Raw genomic sequence first — 18,937 nt, 5'->3', positions numbered from 1 at the left:
AAACAGGAATTTCATATGATCAACCATTTTCGTCACGCAATTGAAGAAACCCTTCCCTGGCTCTCTTCCTTTGGCGCGGATCCTACCGGTGGGATGACGCGCTTGCTGTATTCGCCAGAATGGCTTGAAACACAACAGCAATTCAAAAAGCGTATGGACGCCAGTGGCCTGGAAACGCGCTTTGATGAAGTGGGCAACTTATACGGTCGTCTGCTCGGGAGTGAATCGCCGGAACAGGTCATTTTAAGCGGCTCGCATATTGATACCGTCGTCAACGGCGGCAATCTTGACGGCCAGTTTGGCGCGCTGGCGGCATGGCTCGCGGTTGACTGGCTCAAGAGCACCTATGGTGCCCCGCTGAAAACGGTCGAAGTCGTTTCCATGGCGGAAGAGGAAGGCAGCCGTTTCCCGTATGTCTTCTGGGGCAGCAAAAACATTTTTGGACTGGCAAATCCTGATGACGTCCGTAACATCCAGGACGCGAAAGGCACCCGTTTTGTTGACGCAATGAACGCCTGCGGCTTTACCCTCCCCGCAGAGCCGCTTCATGCTCGTAATGACATCAAAGCCTTCGTTGAATTACACATCGAACAAGGTTGCGTGCTTGAAAGTAATGGTCAGTCGATAGGCGTCGTCAGCGCGATTGTCGGCCAACGTCGCTATACGGTAACGCTGAACGGCGAATCCAACCATGCGGGTACAACGCCGCTGAGCTACCGTCGCGATACCGTTTACGCTTTCAGTCGCATCTGCAGCCAGTCTATCGAGAAAGCCAAAAAGCATGGCGATCCTCTGGTACTGACCTTTGGTAAAGTAGAGCCACAGCCAAACACCGTCAACGTGGTGCCTGGAAAAACGACCTTCACAATCGATTGCCGTCATACCGATGCCGACGTACTGCGTGATTTTACTCAGCAACTGGAAAACGACATGCGCGCCATCTGTGATGAAATGGATATCGGTATTGATATCGATTTGTGGATGGATGAAACGCCAGTCCCGATGGACAGTAAACTGGTCTCCACCCTTACCGAACTGTGTGAAAAGGAACAACTGAACTACCGTGTCATGCACAGTGGCGCGGGCCATGATGCGCAGATTTTTGCCCCTCGTGTACCGACCTGCATGATTTTCATTCCCAGCATTAACGGTATCAGCCACAACCCCGCTGAACGCACAAACATTAACGACCTTGCCGAAGGGGTCAAAACTCTGGCATTAATGCTTCATCAACTTGCCTGGCAGAAATAAGGAGCCATTCATGGGATATCTGAATAACGTCACGGGTTATCGCGATGATTTACTGGCTAATCGCGCAATTGTAAAACACGGTAACTTTGCCCTGTTAACCCCGGACGGACTGGTTAAAAATATCATTCCGGGTTTTGAAAACTGTGACGTCACCATCCTCTCAACGCCAAAACTGGGCGCGTCATTTGTTGACTATCTGGTGACCCTACACCAGAACGGCGGCCACCACAGCGGTTTTGGCGGCGAAGGTATTGAAACGTTCGTGTATGTTATTTCCGGCAAAGTTGAGGCAAAAGCGGAAGGTAAAACATTTGCTTTGACTCAGGGCGGATATCTGTATTGCCCGCCAGGTGAACTGCTCACCTTTAATAATGCCCAGACAGAAGACAGCCAACTGTTTTTATACAAACGGCGTTATACGCCGGTGGCCGGCCATTCGCCATGGCTGGTCTCCGGTAATGCCAACCAGTTAGAACGTATTCATTATGAAGGCATGGATGACGTAATCCTGCTGGATTTCCTGCCTAAAGAATTAGGCTTCGATATGAATATGCATATTCTGTCATTCGAACCCGGCGCCAGCCATGGTTATATCGAAACGCATGTACAGGAACATGGGGCTTATATTCTCTCAGGCCAGGGCGTTTATAACCTCGATAACCAATGGGTCCCGGTGAAAAAAGGCGACTACATCTTTATGGGCGCGTACTCCCTGCAGGCGGGTTACGGCGTGGGGCGTGGCGAAGCATTCAGCTATATCTATTCCAAAGATTGCAACCGGGATGTAGAGATTTAACGGCGAACAGCCCGCCTGATAATTTTTTATTTAGCTATGTTGGGTTTTGCCACGGTTAACACCGTGGCTTTTTTTATGCTTAACGCAGATTCATCGCCTGACCGAGCTTCATCGCGCAAGCAATATTACGCGCGCAGTAATAAAGGTTGGTTTCACCGCTCGCCAGCACTTCCGCCAATGGCGCGAGTCGCGGCAAAATACTGAATACCGCATCAATACCATGATCGTGAACCACCTCCACGCCTTCCCCCAGCACCCCGGCGATACCAATAACCGGAACACGATGCTGCATAGCAACAGAAGCAACACCGATTGGCGCTTTTCCCCCGACCGTTTGCGAATCAATACGTCCCTCGCCGGTGATGACCAGCGATGCATCTTTGATGGACTGCTCCAGTTGCACAGCCTTCAGCACAATCTCAATCCCTGGTTTCATGATGGCCTGCAGAAAGATAGCCGCGGCGATGCCCATTCCGCCCGCCGCCCCACCGCCCGCAACCTGAGATACCTCTTCACCGGTCAACGCTTGCAGCACATGCGCGTAGTTGAGTAACCCTTCCTCCAGTTTCTCAACCATTTCCGGCGTCGCCCCCTTCTGCGGACCAAATACCCTTGCCGCGCCGCGCGGGCCAACCAATGGGTTGTCCACATCACAAGCGACTTCGATCCGACATGCTGTCAGCCGCGGATCGCACTGTTGCAGGTCAATGCTCGCGAGGCGAGACAAGCTACCGCCTCCCGCCCTCAATGATGCCCCTTGCGCGTCAAGAAACCGCACGCCCAGCGCCTGAGCCATCCCCATGCCGCCATCAACTGTCGCACTCCCGCCGATACCGAGGATAATATGACGAATACCGGCATCCAGCGCATGCCGAATCAGTTCGCCAGTACCGTAACTTGACGCCAGCAGCGGATTACGCGCCTGCGGTTCGACTAGCATCAGTCCACTCGCCGCAGCCATTTCAATAATGGCGGTCTTTCCATCACCGGTCAGGCCATAAAATCCCATGACCTTTTCCCCCATCGGCCCACAGACCTCCAGCGAGACCACTTTTCCACCAGTCGCCGCCACCATGGCATCCACGGTCCCCTCCCCACCATCCGCAATGGGCAAACAAATATATTCTGCATCCGGGAATATGCTTGAAAATCCAGCTTTAATTGCCTGGCAGCATTGTTCGGCGCTTAAGCTCTCTTTAAACGAATCTGGCGCAATTACAATTTTCATCATTAATCCTTTTTCATCCTGTTATTTAATGCGTTCCCATGGAATGAGGTTTTCCATAAGCACTGCCAGTAAAATCCCCACCAATAAGCCATTACTCAGTAATGGCCGAATAGTCAGTGGAAGATCTTGTAAATAAACCGGTGGCAGCCCCATCAAAAAAATGCCCACAAACAGCGGGAGTGCCAGCCGATAAATATTTCGTGCGGTAAAGGTGATTTGCTGGCTGAAAACCAGACCGGAATAGAGCAACGGCAGATAAGAGACCAGCATAACGGCACTGCTGATCGCCAGTGGAATAGCGCAGAATAAACGGGTTAGCGGCGTTACTATCGCCACCAATAAACATAATACGCTGCCGCAAATAAATGATTTTCGCGAGCTGTCGCCAGTTTGTGTTAACAGCCCGATAGAGGAGACAAAAGGTGAAAATGGAATCACGGCAAAAGGCACTGTCACCAGCGTCATAAAACCGGAAATGATAAAGCTACGACGATAACGCGAGCTGCTGGAGCCTTGATGCGCATAAAAGACGTCCGTGCCGCGCACCGCGCCATAGGTATTACTGATATTCACCAGACCGGTGATAACCGCCGTCAGGATAATACCGGGTAACAGCCTGCCATGACTGCCTAACGGGAACCACTGCCAGCTTAATTCACCAGACGGCAAAGACGTTGATGGAAAGCACAATCGCCAGAGTCCCCATCCCACTACCGCCCCCACCAGCAGTGCATAACGGGAGATCCGCTGCGGTAAAAAAATGATCATCGCAAGGATGAAGCACATCACGCCAACCGCCAGGCTAAAAGGCGCCAGTTGAATTTTGACGCTGGTGTCAGCAATGCCAAAAGGCAATCCCAACATGCCCTTAAAAAAGATAGTGGTGAGCTGAGCGCCCAACAGCAGCATAAAAAAGACCATCACCGTTGGGGTAAATAGCCGGGCCAACCGGTGTCCTAAGCCGCTAAAGCCGATAATCATCGTCAGCACAGCGGAAATGACAATCCCGACGCTCAGACTGGTGGCGATATCATTGAGCGGTGTCCCGCGTGACGCCTCAGCCAGGGTAATTGTCAGAATGGTGCCCCACCATAAACCGGTCGGGCCTTCCATAATGGCGCGACGATGGCCACAAATGACCTGCGCAAGGCAGGCCAGCGATGTCGTGAAAAAAGCGTATTGCGTGAGCATTAACAGATTGCTCGCGGGGAGATGAAATGCAGAAACCAGCGTTGGGGGGACCACGACCGTATTGCAAAAAATAAAGAAAAACCACTGAAAGCCAGATAGCAAACTTTCGCGGTTAATAACAGGAAGCATATTCATACCTTAAAATAGAGAATGCCCGCCAGCATGACGGGCATTAATTCGCATCATATTATTGTTGATGTTTAAGGATAAATTGACCTTTTGGCGCTACCGGGAATCCCTGCTCGATGTCATAGATAACATCCCCGCGAAGAATAGTTTTCGTAATGCGCGCGCCAATCGTCCGGCCAACATACGGGCTGACTTTGTGACGGTATTCCAGGTCTTCGTTTTTCAGAACGTAGTTGCTGTCCGGTTGAATAAAGACGAAGTCAGCATCTTTACCCGGGGCAATACGTCCTTTCTGTTTCAGGCCAAAAATATCTGCGGCGTTGGTTGCCATCAATTTAGCGAATAGCGGCAGCGACATACCGCGTTTTTGCACGGCCTCATCAAACATGACGTCCATGCAGCTCTGCAGTCCGGCAATGCCGCCCCACGCCTGCATGATATTGCCAGCCTTCATTTCTGGTGGGCATGGCGAGTGGTCGGAAACCAGGCAGTCAATCTCACCATTGAACAGTTTTTCCCACATGCCTTGTTGATTCTGTCGATCGCGGATCGGCGGAGAACATTTTGCCAGCGTGCCAATCTCTTCAAACTGATCGGTATCCAGCACAAAATAATGCGGGCAGGATTCGCAGGTCACATCCTGGCCTTCCTGGCGGGCACGGGTCACTTCTTCCACGCCTTCCGGGCTGCTGATATGGCAAACGTGCAGGCGGCAACCGGCGACTTTTGCCAGATACAGCACGCGGCGAATAGCTTCCACCTCAGTGAAAACCGGACGTGAAGCCACATAATCATGTGCCGTCACACGGCCTTCGCGTTTAGCTTCCTCGCCAAGCTCGTCGCAAATGAGCGCATTTTCGCAATGCACCAGCACCGTCTGGTCCATTTCTGCTAACTTCTGCGCGCCTTTGTAGAACTGCCAGTCGTTAACGTCACGGAAGTCATTGTCGATTCCGCGATCGCCACAGGTGGCAACGAAGCATTTGAAACCGACGACACCGACCTCATCCAGCTCGTGCAGACGATCAAGGTTGTAAGAAACCAGACCGCCAAGCTGCGCGGCATCAATGGTCAATTTGCCTTTTGCCGCATCAAATTTAAGTTCGATGGTTTCGCGATCCACCGTCGCGGGCAGCTGGTTGAGAGGCATTTCGATCATCGTGGTGATACCGCCTTTTGCCGCGGCACGCGTTCCGGTCTCATAGCCTTCCCAATGTGTACGTCCCGGCTCAGAGATATGGGTATGCGCATCGACCATGCCCGGTGAAACCACCAGACCTGTCGCATCCATTACCTGCTTTGCTTCCCCCAGATTCTCACCAATGGCGGCGATTTTTCCTGCCTGGACGGCAATATCAACAATACGAGCTTCATTTTCTAAAATAACAGTACCGTTCTTAATAATTAAATCAAAAGACATAACGAACTCCTTGTATGGATACAGATAGTTTTTATAAATAACGCACGCTTACACCTACGTTTACTGATTTCATTACAACTGACCTGTTGCTTTTTCTACTGCGGCAGGTTGTCCAACCGTTCTTTTTTTCAGTAAGGCATATGCCACAAATGCGACAATAACCCCAACAAACCACGACACTCGCGATAACGGCTCAAGCAATGGAATAAACTTTCCACCCAGTGAAAGAATTACCGCCACTAACGTTACGGAGAATGCCGTCAGGTTAAATCCATTATCATAATATTGGTAATTACCGCTGGCGGTATATAATTCATCAAGATTAATCTTGCCGCGCATAACGACAAAATAATGCGCTAACATAACACCAATAACAGGACCAAGCATACCGCCGATGATGTCCAGAAACAGATAAATGCTGCTCTGATTTTCCATAAGCTTCCATGGACAAATCAGTAAGCTAATAATACTGGCAATCAATACACCTTTTTTATATGTTAGTTTTGTTGGCGCAATTGCGGCAATCTGATAACCAGCCGGGATAATATTACCCGTAGCGTTTGTTGAGATTGTGGTCATCAGAATAACCAAAACTGCGAAGAATGAGGCAAACAGACTGTCCCAACGCTGTACGATATCCAGCACATTCCAGGTATCCGTTCCATAATGAATACTGGCACCGGCAATAATACACACGCTGGCAATCGCAAATAACACGTACGCGACAATAAGACCCAGCGTCTGGCCTAACGCCTGTTCACGAAATGAGTGGGCATTTTGCGTAAAGTCCGATGCGCTCACCGCCGGAGCGGCCCATACCGCAACCACGGCGTTAATCACTACCAGGAACAGGAATCCGTTGTTTCCCGCTTTTTGCACACCGCCCGGAATGTAGTCAAGGATGGGGCCAATCCCTACCAGGGATATCGCCCAGATAGCCATTCCGCCAAAAACGATATAAATGCAAGGGTTCAGGATCGCAGTAAATTTATTTAATACTTTACCACCGCCAAAACCGATACCAACGTTAATCAGCCAAAAGATAAGAAATGTGATTAACCCCGGCAGAGACAACCCCAGTAGTGTAAAATCACCGCCCAGCGTTAAAAACCCAGGCCATATCTTGCCAATCAGAATAAGAAAAGCCAGCGATCCGGCATAACATTGCAGCCCGAACCACATAATTGCCGCAATCCCGCCTCTTAATAATCCGGGAAAAAGCGCGCCACGTACACCATACGAGCCACGCAGAATCATTGCAAAAGGTACACCGTATTTACTTCCGGCGGCGCCGTTCATAACCATGACTAATGCAATAAACAATGCACTAATAATAATAGCCAGCATAATACTGAATGTGGACAGTCCGAGAATGAAGAACCCGCCAACCATAACATAATTAGGTACGTTATGTACTGACCCCATCCATAAAGTAAAATAGTTAAATGTTTTCCAGTTTCGTTGTGCTGCCGTTTTCGGTAATAAGTCGTCACTATAACCACGTTGTTGGTATAGATCTCTTTGCTGTTCCATAAATCCCTCTTGTCACGTATCGGATAACGTTGTAATGGGTTTAGCTATGTGGAACAAAAACAATATATTAAGTAATGCAAATAGTTTTAATTATATTTTTATGCTGAAGCAGTAACTGGTGTTACTTTCTTTTTATATAACGTCACGCCGGCAAAAATAAGCGTTCCGGTAACAACCAGACAAGCCGAGATGACAAAGCTTATCTCTTTTGAGCCAGTCAAATCGGAAATAAATCCGGTTAACGTTGGCGCAATAACGGCTGAACTCATACCAAAGAAGTTAAACAGGCTAAATGCTCTGCCCAACGTTTTCGCCGACGCCTGCTCAGACACGAAGGAGATCAGGATGGGATCCACCGCCATTTTTCCCAGTAAACCGTACAGGGTCAGGCTGACCATCAACATCGTGGTATTCGGCGATAACACCGTAAACACCAGCATTGCGGCGGCCATAATTTCCAGCCCAAGAATGACTTTGACTTTACTGTTACGGAATTTATCGGACAGATGGCTGAAGAACAACGCACCGGGAACCCCCACCACGGCGACCAAAGCCGAGGCAACCCCAATCGCGCCACCATCAAATCCCCTTTCAGTCTGCAGATAGGACGGAAGCCAGGTCACAATCAGGTAATAGCCATAACAGGTACAGAAATAGAGGAAGTAGACGCTGCATAACAAACCCGAAAACAGCGGCGGACTTTTCTCTTCTGTCATCGTTGTCGTCTGCGTTTTTTGCTCTGACGCCGCCGTTTCGCTTTTTACCTTACCGCGGATAACCAAAGTAAATACGCACAGCATCACCACCAACACAGCCGCAACCAGAAACAACACGTTTTGCCAGGCCATGCTCATGCTTTTAACCAACACGCTGGAGCCGATTAAACCGATCCCCATCCCAATCGCAGAGCCGCTATTAATGATGGCGTTTGCCAGTGCCCGGCGAGCCTGCGGGACATTTGCCGAAGAGAGAGAATACGCAGAACTAAAGAAAGAGGCGCAGCCCGCTCCTGCCATCAGCGAACCGGCATAGATCATCACCAGTCCCGTGGCTTTTGCAATACTGAGCGTACCAATAATAAAGAGCGTAAACCCACACATCAGCATAATTTTCTGGCCAAGCTTATCGACCAAAATTCCGCAGGGAATTTGCATACTGCAATAGGCGAAAAAATAGAAACTGGCGATGGCGCCAATTTCAGCATTGCTGACATTGCCCAGGGAAGCCTGAATCTCAGGATAAATAGGGGTTAATACGGTGCGATAAATCCATATTGCGACCCAACCCAGACTCATTACGACGACGATCTTCTTCCAGTATTCAATACCGGATGTATTTTTTTCACTCATGACATGCACCTTTCCAAAGTGTGTCTGATTAAAATGTATCGCTGCAGGATTGCAGCGATACCAACGATCATGACAATTTATGATTAGCCATTAATTCCAGGGCCTGAACCATTGCCGAGTGATCCAACTGGCTTCCACCATTCGCGGCGCAGGTATTAAATAACTCCTGACAAGTTGCCGTATTAGGCAAATTCAATGAGAGCGCCTTGGCACTTTGTAATGCAAGGTTGAGATCTTTTTGATGCAGTGCAATTTTGAATCCGGGATCAAAAGTGCGCTTAATCATGCGCTCACCATGTACTTCCAGAATACGAGATGAGGCAAACCCGCCCATTAATGCCTGACGCACGCGAACCGGATCTGCGCCCGCTTTAGAGGCAAATACCAGCGCTTCAGAAACGGCTTCAATATTTAAGGCCACGATAATTTGGTTAGCCACTTTACAGGTTTGGCCATCACCATTCCCGCCCACCAGAGTGATATTTTTTCCCAGAATATCAAAGAGCGGTTTCACCCGTTCAAATACTTCAGGTTCACCGCCAACCATAATGGACAGCGTCCCTTCACGAGCGCCAATTTCCCCGCCGGACACGGGCGCATCCAGATAATCCCCGCCAAGTTCATTAACCTGCTGAGCAAAACGCTTGGTTTCGATAGGAGAAATAGAACTCATATCGACAATGGTTTTTCCCTGCAATGCAGTTTTAGCGCATCCGTGTTCACCAAAAAGCACTTCTTCAACCTGCGGCGTATCCGGCACCATGATGAATATAATATCTGCGAAATCAGTCACCTGACGCGCAGTTTCAACATTAACCGCCCCCAGTGACAGCAACTCTTCAGCCACCGGTCCAATGGTCGTGACATGTAATTGATGTCCGGCGCGAGCCAAATTAATCGCCATTGGCGATCCCATAATACCCAGGCCAATAAATCCCAGTTTCATTTGCAACCTCTTTTATATCTGTCGGTATTCCTGAATTCAGGCAAAACGATTCCCTTCCAACAGAGTGGAAAAAATAGTGTTGCCTGAAATTACTTACAAATTATCGATACTGATTAATCCACGATAATCCTGCTTCGGTGGTCGTCAGCGGCTTATATTCGCAGCCTACCCACCCGTCATAACCTGATTTATCAATAAACTTAAAAATAAAGTCATAATTGATTTCCCCGGTCCCTGGCTCTCCGCGACGAGGGTTATCTGCAATTTGCAAATGACCTATTTTATTTGCCCACGTGGTCATGGTCTGGGTTAATTCCCCTTCCATGCGCTGCATATGATAAATGTCATACTGAATTTTGATATTATTGCATCCGACGCTATCAATTAACGCTAACGCCTGATGCGTACCGGTGAGAAAGAAACCAGGAATATCAAAATGGTTGATCGGCTCAATCAGCAATAAAATATCTTCTTTCGCTAACATGTTGGCCGCATAGCGCAGATTTTCCACCAGCGTTTGCTGGATCTGTTCAGCCGAAAAACCCGCCGGTGTTTTACCTACCAGGCAATTGATTTTTGTATTGCCCAGCCCCTTCGCATAGCGAATAGCCGCGGCCACACCATCACGAAACTCTTCTTCGCGCCCCGGAATACAGGCGATACCACGTTCACCCGCAGCCCAATCTCCGGCGGGGAGATTATGCAACGTATGCTCCAGCTTGTTGGTCTGCAGTTTTTCCTTTAAGACGTCAATGTCGTAATCGTAGGGAAACATAAACTCTACGCCACGAAACCCCGCTTGCGCCGCTTTGTCGAAACGCTCAAGGAAACTGTATTCCAGAAACAGCATGGAAAGATTGGCTGAGAACCGTAACATCTGTCACCTCCTCTATTCATATTTCATAAAACAGGTTTCGGTTGGCGCATCAACTGCACCGTCTGCAACCTCTTCAAACTCGGTCACGTTATCCAGCTCGCTACCCATCGAGATATTGGTCACTCGTTCAAGGATCACTTCGACAACAACCGGAACGCGATACTGCGCCATCAGGACTTTGGCTTGCTCAAACGCCGGAGCGAGATCTTCAGGTTTGAAGACGCGAATAGCCTTACAACCTAATCCCTCTGCCACTTTGACGTGATCGACGCCATAGCCGTTTACTTCGCTGGAGTTGATATTTTCAAACGCCAGTTGGACGCAGTAATCCATATCAAAAGCACGCTGCGATTGACGAATCAGGCCCAGATAGGCGTTGTTGACCAGCACATGGATGTAAGGAATATTGAATTGCGCGCCTACCGCCAGTTCTTCAATCAGGAACTGGAAGTCAAAATCCCCCGAAATCCCGACGACATTGCGTGTTGGATCGGCAACACAAACCCCTAATGCCGCAGGCAGCGTCCAGCCGAGAGGACCAGCCTGGCCGCAGTTGATCCAGTGACGCTCTTTGAACACATGCAGCATTTGCGCAGCGGCAATTTGTGATAATCCGATGGTGGTGACGTAGCAAACGTCGCGACCAAAGGCTTTATTCATCTCTTCATAGACACGCTGTGGTTTCACCGGGACATTGTCGAAGTGGGTTTTACGCAGTAACGTCCGCTTACGCTGTTGGCATTCATCAACCCAGCTATTCCGGCAAGGTAAACGTCCGGCTTTCTGCATTTCCTGAGCGACGTCAATCAACAAGGTCAGCGCGGCTTTGGCATCAGAAACAATGCCCAAATCCGGGCACAGAACACGGCCAATTTGCGTCGGTTCAATGTCGATATGAATGATTTTGCGCCCTTCGGTGTACTTCGAGACCGAGCCGGTGTGACGGTTAGCAAAACGGTTACCAATACCGAACACCATATCAGAAGCAAGCAGCGTGGCATTTCCGTAGCGGTGCGCGGTTTGTAGCCCGACCATGCCGGCCATTAACTCATGATCGTCAGGGATACATCCCCAGCCCATCAACGTGGGGATAACCGGTACATGGGTCAGCTCCGCAAAACGTTGCAGCAGTGCGGAAGCATCAGCATTAATCACCCCGCCCCCTGCGACGATGACCGGACGTTCCGCCTGGATCAGCATTTCCAGCGCTCTCTCAATTTGCTTGCGGCTGGCGGCAGGTTTGTAGACCGGCAACGGCTCATACATGTCGGGATCGAATTCGATTTCTTCAACCTGGACATCAAAAGGCAAATCGATCAGCACCGGGCCAGGGCGACCTGAGCGCATGACGTGGAATGCCTGCTGTAAAACCCGTGGCAGCAGTGCCGCTTCACGTACCGTTACCGCCATTTTGCTGACCGGTTTGGCGATAGATTCAATATCGACAGCCTGAAAATCTTCCTTATGCAGGCGGGCACGAGGCGCCTGGCCGGTGATACATAAAATAGGAATAGAGTCGGCAGAGGCGGAATACAGTGCAGTGATCATGTCAGTTCCAGCCGGGCCTGAAGTGCCAAGGCAGACGCCAATGTTGCCTGCAGCGGCACGCGTATAACCTTCCGCCATATGGGAGGCGCCTTCAACGTGGCGAGCCAGAATGTGACGGATGCCGCCGTGATTACGCATTGCGGAATAGAACGGGTTGATTGCCGCTCCAGGCACGCCAAATGCGGTGGTGATACCTTCTTTTTCCAGCACATACATTGCCGCGTCAACGGCTCTCATTTTTGCCATTTTCTTTCTACCTCTATTTATTGGAAAATTTTTCCAACTTTAAAAAAATCCAAAAAAGTCCCGCTCCTCTGAGCGGGTTGCGACTTAAGCTACGGGTGCTTTTAACCCAAGCGCCGTACTGATATCTCGTGCTGTATCCCGTACCAGCTCCCCCTGACTAATAAAACGATCTTCCGTCAGTCTGGATGCGGGCCCCGAAATAGAGATGGCAGCCACTACACTGCCTGCATCGTCATAGATAGCCGAAGCGATGCAATTCAATCCAACAACATGTTCTTCGTGATCAACGATATAGCCATTCTCGCGCGCCTGTTCCAGATTACGCAGCAGAGTAGGAAAATCCACCAACGTGTTCGGCGTAAACTGCTGCAAACCCGTTTTCACGACAATGTCCATTAACTCTTCTTCCATCAGCGGATAAAGCAGTGCTTTCCCCGCGCCGGAAGCATGCAACGGCATACGGCTGCCCAAAGGTGCACACATCCTGACCATCGATTTGCACTCCTTCTGGCCAATCAGCACCGCTTCAGTGCCATTACGAATCGCGACATTCACCGTTTCGCCTGACAGCAGCATTAATCGGTGCATAAATGGTCCGGCTACCGACAGGACGTCGCGATTATGAATATACGCGGAGCCCACATTGAAGACGCCTAAACCGATGTGCCACCATCCTAACTGACTGTCCTGATAGACAAAATCAGCACCCTGTAAAACCTTTAGCAGGCGAAAAGTCGTGGAGAGCGGTAAATCCAGACTGCCGGAAATATCGCTGACTGACGAACTCCCCCCACTTCTTTCGAGATACTGCAAAATCGCAATGCCTCTTTCGAGCGCCTGAGCGCCTTTCTGCGCAACCGGCTCCGTCTGTCCAGGCCTGCCGCGCCGTCTTACTTCCGTCTCCACTACATTTACTCCGGCCCAAAATATGAGCATAAACAATGAACAATATGCTCATATTAAGCAAGAAGGCCAATAGCGTCACGCAAAACAGAGTTCATGTGCCGGGATACGTTCAACATCGCAATTATCGCTACCACCACGATCGACCGTCAGGAAATCGGTCACGGTTTGCCAGGCAAACAGCGGGTGATGCCAGACGTTTCGGTGATAATTCACCCCCTGTTGACCATTGGTGATAAAGGCTTTTAAGGTGGAAAGATCGGGTTTGTCCTCACCAAGCGCGACAATCACCACAAACGCTTCGCCCTTCATGGGCATAAATGCCTGGGTACCCAGCGGGTGGCGCTCCAGTTCATGCACAATAATAGGCATCGCTGCCGGTTGCGCGCGGTTAATGCTGATGAGCGTTCGGTCCTGCTCAAGGATCTCCACATTAGCCAGATCGTGATAACGTTCAACCAACCCATCATTGATATGAAAAAAATCACGTTTATGGGTTTCGATGACATCGCCATAGGCGCTGAACGTGTGCTGATTTAACGGTAATACCTCAAGTTTCATCATCTTTTCCTTGTAACTGAATTCCTCTGAACCGCAGCCAGAACAGTTAGCGGCTTCAATATCATGCAATCTAAAACCTTCGGGATTTAACATCAACACAAAAGTTGGAATATTTTTCCAAAATTCGATTTAGACCACAATTTAAACAAGGCCATTATGTAAAAATACTTATAAATCAGAGAACAAGAAATCAGGCTTGCGGAAGAGCATTCAGGGAGTAGCTGACGATGTTTGATCCAGAAACACTGCGTACTTTTATTGGCGTAGCCGAAACAGGGAGTTTCTCCAGGGCGGCGGATCGCTTGTGTAAAACCACGGCCACCATCAGCTATCGCATTAAGCTTCTGGAAGAAAATACCGGGGTTGCTCTGTTCTTTCGCACCACCCGCAGCGTTACGTTAACCGCCGCGGGCTCGCATCTTCTTTCTCAGGCAAAGGACTGGCTCGCCTGGCTGGACAGCATGCCCAGCGAATTACAGCAAGTGAACGACGGCGTAGAGCGTCAGGTGAATATCGTGGTCAACAACCTGCTGTATAGCCCGCAAGCCGTCGCTCGCCTGTTATCCTGGCTTAACGCCCGCTATCCCTTTACTCAGTTTCACTTTTCCCGGCAAATCTATATGGGCGTCTGGGATTCACTGCTGTATGAAGGATTCTCTCTGGCTATCGGCGTCACGGGTACTGAACCAATGGCCAACACCTTTACCCTCGATCCTTTGGGGTCTGTTCAGTGGCGGTTTGTTATGTCGGCGAATCATCCATTGGCAGACGTCAGTGGTCCATTAACGGAAGCGCAGTTGCGCCGTTTTCCGGCGATCAACATTGAAGACAGTGCGCGCACCCTGACCAAACGGGTCGCGTGGCGGCTTCCCGGCCAAAAAGAGATTATTGTCCCGGACATGGAAACCAAAATTGCGGCGCATCTTGCCGGGGTGGGTATCGGCTTTGTTCCGCAACCGCTGTGCCAGCCATTGCTTGATAACGGGCAACTGGTCAGTAGCATTATTCCTACCATGCGTCCCCCTTCCCCCTTAAGTCTCGCCTGGCATAAGTTTGGCGCAGGTAAGGCTGTGGAAGATATTGTGACGTTATTTACGCAGCGAAAACCAGAAATCGCCGGATTTTTAGCAATTTTCAACAATGCACGCGATTGAAAATCAAGTCATCCTGCTCTTTGGCGCGTAAAATGATACGCAAGATGATTTGAGGTTTCGTTTTTTACTATGCAAGACACACAAACAGCACAGGACTATCGCGCGATTCTGCTCGCCGGTACGCCTATTATCGATGTACGCGCCCCCGTCGAATTTCAACAAGGCGCGATGCCGGGCGCAGTCAATCTCCCCTTAATGAACGATGACGAACGCGCCGCCGTCGGTACCTGTTATAAACGTCAGGGGCCTGAGGCTGCCCTGGAATTGGGCCATCAACTGGTCTCGGGTGAAACCCGCCAACAGCGCATGTACGCCTGGCAGGATGCCTGTCGTCAACACCCAAAAGGATATTTATGCTGCGCGCGCGGCGGTCAGCGTTCGCATATTGTGCAGCAGTGGCTGCACGAGTCCGGCATTGACTATCCGCTGATACAGGGCGGTTATAAGGCTCTGCGCCAGGCGGTCATACGGATAACGGAAGAATTGGTGCAAAAACCGATCGTCTTAATTGGCGGCTGTACCGGGAACGGTAAAACGCAACTGGTTCAACAGCAGCCGAACGGTGTGGATCTCGAAGGACTGGCGCACCATCGCGGTTCCTCGTTTGGACGTACCGTAGAGCCGCAGCTAAGCCAGGCGAGTTTTGAAAACCTGCTGGCGGTCGAAATGCTCAAAACGGACAGCCGACAGGATTTACGCCAGTGGGTGCTGGAAGATGAAGGCCGCATGATCGGCGCTAACCATCTGCCCGAATGCCTGCGCGAGCGCATGACCGAGGCGTCCATTGCGGTGGTGGACGATCCTTTTGAGCTGCGTCTGGAGCGCCTGCGCGAGGAGTATTTCGTACGCATGCACCACGATTTTACCCACGCTTATGGTGAGAACCGGGGCTGGCAGGAATACAGTGAGTATCTGCACCACGGCCTGTTCGCTATTCGCCGTCGTCTGGGGTTACAGCGTTTTGCCGAGCTGACCGCCCTGCTTGACGTGGCTCTGCGCGAACAGCAATCGACGGGCAGTACCGACGCCCACATGGGCTGGCTGGTGCCTTTGCTCAACGAGTATTACGACCCGATGTATCGCTATCAACTGGAAAAGAAAGCCGCGAAAATCGTCTTTCGCGGCACATGGCAGGACGTTGCCGGATGGCTTAACGCACAGTAATTAATGCCTGTCGCGCTTATCCGCGCGTTTCGCCAGCCAGTCGCCCAGCACCTGCACGACCTGCACCAGAATAATCAACGCGACAACGGTGACGATCATGACCTGGGTTTCATAGCGGTAATAACCAAAGCGAATCGCCAGGTCACCTACCCCACCGCCACCGACAATCCCGGCCATCGCGGAGTAACCGATCAGGCTCACCAACGTGATCGTCAGTCCACGCAACAGTCCCGCGCTGGCCTCCGGCAACAACACGGTGCAGATGATGCGCATCGGGGTGGCGCCAAACGCTTCCGCCGCCTCAATAATGCCTTTATCCACTTCACGTAGCGCGCTATCCACCAGCCGGGCATAAAAAGCAATCGCCGCCACGGAAAGCGGCACGGAGGCGGCAATCGGTCCGATGGTATTGCCGAGCAAAAACTGGGTGAGCGGTAGCAGCAGCACCAGCAGGATCACAAACGGTACCGAGCGGATAATATTTACCAGCACGGAGCTGAGCAGATACACAAAACGGTTCTGCCAGAATAAATGCCGATCGGTGACGAAAATTAGAAAACCGAGCGGCAAACCGCCAATAATCGCCAGCACCGTTGAGATGCTCAGCATCTGGAAGGTTTCATTAAACGCCAGCGTCAAATCAGGCAATAAATCATCCACGAATCACCTCCACTTGAGCAGTACGTTGACGAATATGTTCCACGGCGACATCCACCGCAGAAGGGTTATGCGGCGCGGTGAGTTGTACCACCAGAATCCCCAGCGCGCGTTCGCCGATATATTCAATTTTGCCGTGCAGAATGTTCACCGCCACGCCAAATTTAACCGCAACTTCTGACAGCACAGGCTGTTCCGCCGAATCGCCGATAAAAAGAATTTTCAGCAACTGGCCGGGCAGATGCTGGCGCAGACGCTCAGGTAGCGTCAGATTGAGGGTATGCGACACCAGTTGCTGGGTGAAGGCGTGCTGTGGGTGAGCAAAAACGTCAAACACCTCCCCGGACTCCACCACCTTGCCGCCTGACATCACCGCCACGCGATCGCAAATCGATTTGATCACGTTCATCTCGTGAGTGATCAGCACGATCGTGATCCCCAACTGTTGGTTGATCTGCTTAAGCAGCGCCAGAATCGTGGCCGAGGTTTCGAGATCTAACGCGGAAGTGGGTTCATCACACAGCAACACATCCGGATGATTGGCAATCGCACGGGCAATACCCACGCGCTGCTTCTGACCACCGCTGAGCTGAACCGGAAAACGGTTCGCCTTATCAGACAGTCCGACCAGCGCCAGAATCTCCGTGACGCGTGGAGCAATCTTGCTGCGTTCCCATCCGGCAGCTTTCAGACTAAAGGCGACGTTTTGCGCCACGGTGCGGGTATGCATCAGATTAAAGTGCTGAAAAATCATGCCAATGCGCTGACGCGCTTTACGTAACTGAGTGCCTTCCAGCGCAGAAATTTCTACGCCGTTCACCTTCACACTTCCCTTGCTCGGACGCGTTAAGGCGTTCAAGGTGCGCAATAGCGTACTTTTCCCCGCACCGCTGGTCCCGACAATACCAAATATCTCGCCCGCGCCAATATGCAAGCTGACGTCATCAACCGCCCGGGTTGAGGGTCCACGGCCTGCGGTAAAATCCACGCAAACCTTTTCTATCTCAATCATATCCACCTCAGAAATGCGAAAAGGGCAGTCGCCGCTGCCCCTGTTAACCCTTGCATGCAGCGATTATTGGGCTGCCGACATCCATTCCGGTTTCTGGAAAGCGCTGTAGATGTTTTGCGGATCGTCGATCACCGCGCGATACGCCGGAGACTTCACCGCTTCAACAATATCTTTCGCGAACGGTTTATCCGCATCTTCACTGCGTACCGCAATGATATTTTTCAGGTTTTCATCCAGATGCTCTTGCTTGATGGCGCTGGAAAGATCCAGTTTTGCCGCCACGGCAAAGTTGCCGTTGACCAGCGCGCCGGTCACACCGTCCAAAGTGCGCGGCAGTTGCGCCGCTTCCAAGGGTTTAAACACCAGCCCTTTCGGGTTGCTGGCGATATCACGCTCGGAGGCTTTCGTGGGATCGATATTGTCTTTGATGGTGATAAGGCCAATGGATTGCAGGAAACGCAGACCGCGGGCCAGGTTGGTCGGATCGTTGGACAGCGTGATCACATCCCCTTTTTTCAACTCATCCAGACTTTTGATTTTGTGCGAGTAAAACCCCATCCCGGCCGTCGGGACCACAATCAGCTTGCTCAGCTTCAGTCCTTTATCGGCGGTGAATTTGTCAAAATAGAGCGAGTGCTGGAACAGGTTGGCATCAATGCTGCCGTTGGAGAGCGCCATATTCGGCTGCACGTAGTCGCTGAATTCGCGCACCACCACCTTATAGCCTTTCTCTTTCAGCGTAGGGGCAATAGCCTGTTTCACCATATCGCCGTACGGTCCAGGCGCGACGCCAAACACGATGGTATGCGGGTCACTGTTCGCATGAGCAAATTGTAAGCCGCAGGCCAGTAACAGCGCCCCGGTCGCGACGCGTAAACTCTGACGCAATCCCATATTTTCTCCATTTTAACGTTGTGGTGTCATGTCTCACGCCGTTCATGCGGCGTTGTTCTCGTTGGCCTGATAACAGGC

The 18,937-nt window shown here is 50.9% G+C and carries 17 protein-coding genes; 4 read left to right on the top strand and 13 right to left on the bottom strand.

Features of this window, described 5'->3' with window-relative positions; genetic code table 11:
• Positions 1-15: 15 nt before the first annotated feature.
• Positions 16-1,251: an allantoate deiminase gene (allC, locus tag OOJ59_RS01720; protein WP_061381596.1), complete on the top strand. Its 1,236-nt coding sequence runs from the start codon at positions 16-18 to the stop codon at positions 1,249-1,251.
• Positions 1,252-1,261: 10 nt separating this feature from the next.
• Entirely contained in the window at positions 1,262-2,047 is a 786-nt protein-coding gene (gene allE / locus OOJ59_RS01715; protein ID WP_121528705.1) for a (S)-ureidoglycine aminohydrolase, read from the top strand.
• 79 nt (positions 2,048-2,126) lie between these two features.
• Here allE and glxK read toward each other — a convergent pair whose 3' ends face one another.
• From glxK to allA, 10 genes are all read right to left on the bottom strand, one after another.
• Positions 2,127-3,275 carry a glycerate 3-kinase gene (gene glxK / locus OOJ59_RS01710; RefSeq protein WP_160955633.1) on the bottom strand — a complete coding sequence of 383 codons (1,149 nt, stop codon included), beginning with the start codon at positions 3,273-3,275 and terminating at the stop codon, positions 2,127-2,129.
• A 21-nt stretch (positions 3,276-3,296) separates the two neighbouring features.
• A complete protein-coding gene (locus tag OOJ59_RS01705) occupies positions 3,297-4,595 on the bottom strand; it encodes a uracil/xanthine transporter (RefSeq protein WP_038638451.1) in 1,299 nt (432 codons plus the stop codon).
• 58 nt (positions 4,596-4,653) lie between these two features.
• Positions 4,654-6,015, bottom strand: coding sequence for an allantoinase AllB (gene allB / locus OOJ59_RS01700; protein WP_085047602.1), 1,362 nt, complete (start codon positions 6,013-6,015; stop codon positions 4,654-4,656).
• A 72-nt stretch (positions 6,016-6,087) separates the two neighbouring features.
• A complete protein-coding gene (locus OOJ59_RS01695; RefSeq protein ID WP_137351064.1) occupies positions 6,088-7,548 on the bottom strand; it encodes an allantoin transporter in 1,461 nt (486 codons plus the stop codon).
• A gap of 98 nt (positions 7,549-7,646) precedes the next feature.
• Positions 7,647-8,897, bottom strand: a complete 1,251-nt coding sequence (locus OOJ59_RS01690) for an MFS transporter (protein WP_087857077.1) — start codon at positions 8,895-8,897, stop codon at positions 7,647-7,649.
• 67 nt (positions 8,898-8,964) lie between these two features.
• Positions 8,965-9,843 (bottom strand): 2-hydroxy-3-oxopropionate reductase, encoded by an 879-nt coding sequence (glxR, locus tag OOJ59_RS01685; RefSeq protein ID WP_121528703.1) that lies wholly within the window; start codon positions 9,841-9,843, stop codon positions 8,965-8,967.
• Between the two features lie 100 nt (positions 9,844-9,943).
• Positions 9,944-10,720 carry a hydroxypyruvate isomerase gene (gene hyi, locus OOJ59_RS01680; protein ID WP_085047606.1) on the bottom strand — a complete coding sequence of 259 codons (777 nt, stop codon included), beginning with the start codon at positions 10,718-10,720 and terminating at the stop codon, positions 9,944-9,946.
• A gap of 12 nt (positions 10,721-10,732) precedes the next feature.
• A complete protein-coding gene (gcl, locus tag OOJ59_RS01675; RefSeq protein WP_038638436.1) occupies positions 10,733-12,514 on the bottom strand; it encodes a glyoxylate carboligase in 1,782 nt (593 codons plus the stop codon).
• An 84-nt stretch (positions 12,515-12,598) separates the two neighbouring features.
• A complete protein-coding gene (allR, locus tag OOJ59_RS01670; protein WP_042309993.1) occupies positions 12,599-13,450 on the bottom strand; it encodes an HTH-type transcriptional repressor AllR in 852 nt (283 codons plus the stop codon).
• Positions 13,451-13,495: 45 nt separating this feature from the next.
• Positions 13,496-13,978 carry an ureidoglycolate lyase gene (allA, locus tag OOJ59_RS01665; RefSeq protein ID WP_038638430.1) on the bottom strand — a complete coding sequence of 161 codons (483 nt, stop codon included), beginning with the start codon at positions 13,976-13,978 and terminating at the stop codon, positions 13,496-13,498.
• A 227-nt stretch (positions 13,979-14,205) separates the two neighbouring features.
• Here allA and allS point away from each other — a divergent pair, with 227 nt between their 5' ends.
• Together allS and mnmH are read left to right on the top strand one after the other, a co-directional pair.
• Positions 14,206-15,132, top strand: a complete 927-nt coding sequence (allS, locus tag OOJ59_RS01660; RefSeq protein WP_038638428.1) for an HTH-type transcriptional activator AllS — start codon at positions 14,206-14,208, stop codon at positions 15,130-15,132.
• A gap of 69 nt (positions 15,133-15,201) precedes the next feature.
• Positions 15,202-16,296, top strand: a complete 1,095-nt coding sequence (gene mnmH / locus OOJ59_RS01655) for a tRNA 2-selenouridine(34) synthase MnmH (protein WP_085047608.1) — start codon at positions 15,202-15,204, stop codon at positions 16,294-16,296.
• On the opposite strand, the gene OOJ59_RS01650 is transcribed toward mnmH, so the two are convergent.
• The 3 genes from OOJ59_RS01650 to OOJ59_RS01640 form a co-directional block, all read right to left on the bottom strand.
• Positions 16,297-16,956, bottom strand: coding sequence for a methionine ABC transporter permease (locus OOJ59_RS01650; protein ID WP_137346936.1), 660 nt, complete (start codon positions 16,954-16,956; stop codon positions 16,297-16,299). It abuts the gene before it with no gap.
• A complete protein-coding gene (gene sfbB, locus OOJ59_RS01645) occupies positions 16,949-17,965 on the bottom strand; it encodes a virulence-associated ABC transporter ATP-binding protein SfbB (RefSeq protein ID WP_085047610.1) in 1,017 nt (338 codons plus the stop codon). The genes OOJ59_RS01650 and sfbB overlap by 8 nt, the downstream gene beginning before the upstream one ends.
• Positions 17,966-18,028: 63 nt before the next feature.
• A complete protein-coding gene (locus tag OOJ59_RS01640) occupies positions 18,029-18,859 on the bottom strand; it encodes a MetQ/NlpA family ABC transporter substrate-binding protein (RefSeq protein ID WP_038638419.1) in 831 nt (276 codons plus the stop codon).
• Positions 18,860-18,937: the final 78 nt, after the last annotated feature.

The organism is Citrobacter sp. W9, assembly GCF_026719375.1.
Classification (GTDB): Bacteria; Pseudomonadota; Gammaproteobacteria; order Enterobacterales; family Enterobacteriaceae; genus Citrobacter; species Citrobacter werkmanii.
Note: the sequence above shows the minus strand (reverse complement) of the source record. Positions and strands in the feature narration are given on the sequence as shown.